This is a genomic window from Streptomyces sp. NPDC059010, from assembly GCF_042740355.1.
Classification (GTDB): Bacteria; Actinomycetota; Actinomycetes; order Streptomycetales; family Streptomycetaceae; genus Streptomyces.
In genome coordinates this window covers 1-3474 of sequence record NZ_JBHYJA010000087.1, presented here as the reverse complement: position 1 = coordinate 3474, position 3474 = coordinate 1, and the positions used below count along the sequence as shown (strand labels likewise).

Here is a 3474-nt window from a genome sequence, read left to right as displayed (position 1 = left end):
CACACCCCCTCTCCGCCCGCGCGCCGCGGGGGGGGGGGGGTCGCGGGGGGCGCCGCTCTTGGGGCGGGGTGCCGGCCCCCGGGCGGCCCCCCCCCCCCCTCCGGCGAGCGCGGTCCGCACGGCACTCCCGGCGAGCGCGCCCGTGCACTGACACGCTCCTCAGCAGCAGAACCTCCGAGGCAGGCCCCCGCACCCCCGTGCCGGGGGCCTGCCCCTTCGGCCCGTGCGGCCACTCTGACCCGTATGGCCGAACCAGCCCGTCAAGCCCCAGGACCCCGATGCCCCGCGGCCGCTATTCGCTCCATGATCCGCACGATCACACCGCCCTCGCAGAAGAGCATTTCCGCTGCGCCCCCGGCCCTTCCGGCTGGCGCTACGTCTCCCAGCTGACCACCCCCGAGGGCGAGCACAGCGGCTCCGTCGACCTCGCCCTGGACGAACTCGGCCGCCCCATCCGTCTCGAACTCCATGCCGGTGGCTGGCAGGTACGCGGCGCAGCCCTCGACGGCGTCACCTGGGTCCGTACCGACCCCACCGGGGCTCACGCCACAGAAGGCAATGTGCGCGCCCACGCCTTCACCGGCACGTCCCCCGCGTTCCTCATTGCCACCGCTCGTCTCCTACGCCTCACCCCTTCCGCCTCGGCAACCCGCGTCCGCCTCGTGGCCTTCACGGATCCGGTCCTCGCCCCCCGCACCGTGGACCAGTCCTGGGCCTTGGTGAACAGAGAAACACACGCCACTGACAACGCCCCCCTGACCGTGGACGAGTACCAGGTCACAGCCCTGGACACAGGCGAGCAGCACGCCGTACACATCGCAGGCGACGTGGTGCTCGCGGCCCCCGGCATCGAACTGGAAGACCTGGAGTCACCACCGTCCACGTTCGCCTGAGCGAGGCCGGGCAGGCGGAAGGGCCCGGAGAAGGGCGGCCTGGGATCGGGTGGTTGGGGAGCGCGGCGAGCTGAGGCGGCTACGCCGGCGGAACGAACCCGGTGGCGGGCCGGTCGGCCGACCTCGCGTCCTGCGACGCCGGAGTCTGCGGTACAGGGCTCTGAGACGCGGAGGAACGATCCTCTTCCGCCCCGACCGCGGGCTGACCGTGAATCGGAGCACCCCCAACGCCGTACACGCCCGACGCAGGCGGCACAGCCGCGGGCGGCACGACCGGCGGGCCGTACGCACCGCCGAGACCGGCAGGCGCCCCGCTCTCCCCCGGCCCATGACCGAAGGCGCGCCGCGCCTCCCGAGCCTGCCGTTCGTGCAGCACCGCCGCCAGATACGCGGCCGGCGGCACGCCCTGCAGCGCCGGAGTACCCGTGCGCGCCGCGAGGTCGGTCGCGAGCCGTTCCGCCATGCCCTGGCCGACCTGGGGGTCGAGCTGCTGCATCCGCGTCAGGTACTGGCGAATGGCAAGCCACAGGTCATCGGGAACCGCAGACAGGTCAAGCCCCGAAAACCGGCCGGCCAGCCACGGCGGGGGCGGCGGAACAAAGCCCGTCCGTGCGAGGGGCACCCGCTCCCGTACGACGAGAGTGCCGGCGAACACGTCACCGAGCCGCCGCCCGCGCGCGGACACCAGCGAAGCGATCACGGCGACGACGCCGAGCGTCATCAGAATCTCGATCACACCGATGAGACCCCGCACCAGTGCGTGCCGGAACCGAATGGGTCCGCCGTCGTCGCGCACGACGCGCAGCCCGCATGCCAACTTCCCCAGCGAACGCCCATGGCTGAGCGTCTCGACCGCGATCGGCCCGCCGACCAGCACCAGGACGAACAGCGCGATGGACAGCGCGGTCTGCGCCGCCTCGTCCAGGGAAGCGGTGGCAGCCACCACGCCGATCGTCGCGACGATATAGGCGATCACGGCCACAGCCAGATCGAGCAGCACGGCCAGCGCCCTGCTGGGCAGCTTCGCGGGGCGCAACTCCAGCGCCACCGCCTCGCCCGTGACCAGCTCACTCACGCCGTCCGTCCTTCCCCTGACCTGCCCGTGGAATGGCCAGTCTGCCAAGCTGAGGGCGCATCGCGCCGCAGTACGACAAGCTGACACCTTCGACGAGTCGCCGACGAACAGCCGAGGAGCAGAAAACCAGATGGACCTCGACGTCTTCGTCACCGCCCACCGAGCCGAGTGGGACCGGCTCGACGCCCTGCTCGGGCGCCAGCGCCGACTCACCGGAGCCGAGACCGACGAACTCGTCACCCTCTACCAGCGCACCGCCACCCACCTCTCGCTGATCCAGTCCAGCGCCCCCGACCCCCAGCTGACGGGCCGACTCAGCCAATTGGTGGCACGCGCGCGTAGTGCCGTGACAGGCACCCGACGCGCCTCCTGGCGTGATGTCACCCGCTTCCTCACCCACGGTTTCCCGGCCGCGGTCTACCGATCACGGCACTGGTGGGTCCCCACGGCACTCCTGTCCACCCTCGTCGCGATCCTCCTGGGCTGGTGGATCGCCACCCACCCGGAAGTGCAGGCGACCATCGCCGCGCCCAACGAACTGCGCGAGTTGACCCGCCCCGGTGGCCAGTACGAGACGTACTACTCCAGCCACCCCGCAGCGTCCTTCGCGGCCCAGGTCTGGACGAACAACGCGTGGGCCGCCGCTCTCTGCCTGATCCTGGGTGTCTTTCTCGGCCTCCCGGTGCTCTGGATCCTCTTCCAGAACATGCTCAACCTCGGCGCCGGCTTCGGCCTGATGTCCTCGGCAGGACGCCTGGACACCTTCCTCGGCCTCGTCCTGCCCCACGGCCTCCTCGAACTGACAGCGGTCTTCGTCGCCGCCGGCACAGGCCTACGCCTTGGCTGGACCCTCATCGACCCGGGCCCCCGTACCCGACGCTCAGCCCTCGCCGAGGAAGGCCGAGCCGCGATAGGCATGGCGATAGGCCTCGCCCTGGTCCTCTTCGTCTCCGGCGCCATCGAAGGCTTCGTCACCCCGTCGGGCCTGCCCACGTGGGCCCGCATCACCATCGGCGTCATAGCCGAGCTGGCTTTCCTCGCATACGTCTACGTCCTCGGTGGCCGTGCCGCCCGCACCGGAGAGACGGGCGACGTCGAGGCGGCCGAGCGCAGCGCTGCCGTTCCGACGGCGGCCTGATGTGCGGATGCCCGCGCTGAGCTGCTAGTCTCCTCTTCGCCCCACAAGAACCGTTGACACGGAGCGAGTGGGGAGGTAGATTCGAACAGTTGCCTGGAAGTGGATGTAGTCCCGCCGGGCAGAGTGAGCATCTAGCTGCTTCAGTGGAACATCGATTCCCGAGAAGCCCCTCCCGATGATTCGGAAATGAGTGGCTGGTCAGTCCGGCCCGAAACTTCTGATAAAGTCGGAACCGCCGGAAAGGGAAACGCGAGAGCGGGAACCTGGAAAGCGCCGAGGAAATCGGATCGGAAAAGGATCTGATAGAGTCGGAAACGCAAGACCGAAGGGAAGCGCCCGGAGGAAAGCCCGAGAGGGTGAGTACAAAG

Annotated in this window: 3 protein-coding genes; 2 read left to right on the top strand and 1 reads right to left on the bottom strand. The window is 70.1% G+C overall.

The genetic code is table 11. The features are described from left to right. Nucleotides 1–278 precede the first annotated feature (278 nt). A complete protein-coding gene (locus tag ACFWYS_RS45710) occupies nucleotides 279–893 on the top strand; it encodes a hypothetical protein (protein ID WP_384782807.1) in 615 nt (204 codons plus the stop codon). A gap of 79 nt (nucleotides 894–972) precedes the next feature. On the opposite strand, the gene ACFWYS_RS45705 is transcribed toward ACFWYS_RS45710, so the two are convergent. Next, nucleotides 973–1968: an RDD family protein gene (locus tag ACFWYS_RS45705; RefSeq protein WP_384782805.1), complete on the bottom strand. Its 996-nt coding sequence runs from the start codon at nucleotides 1966–1968 to the stop codon at nucleotides 973–975. 130 nt (nucleotides 1969–2098) lie between these two features. Between ACFWYS_RS45705 and ACFWYS_RS45700 the strand changes: the two genes are divergently transcribed. Continuing rightward, on the top strand, nucleotides 2099–3106 hold the full coding sequence (locus ACFWYS_RS45700; RefSeq protein ID WP_384782803.1) for a stage II sporulation protein M: 1008 nt from the start codon (nucleotides 2099–2101) through the stop codon (nucleotides 3104–3106). The last annotated feature ends 368 nt before the right edge of the window (nucleotides 3107–3474 follow it).

Bases quoted from the DNA above. Each gene is read 5' to 3' on its own strand.
- ACFWYS_RS45710 (WP_384782807.1), top strand. From the start codon at position 279: ATGCCCCGCGGCCGCTATTCGCTCCATGATCCGCACGATCACACCGCC.
- ACFWYS_RS45700 (WP_384782803.1), top strand. From the start codon at position 2,099: ATGGACCTCGACGTCTTCGTCACCGCCCACCGAGCCGAGTGGGACCGG.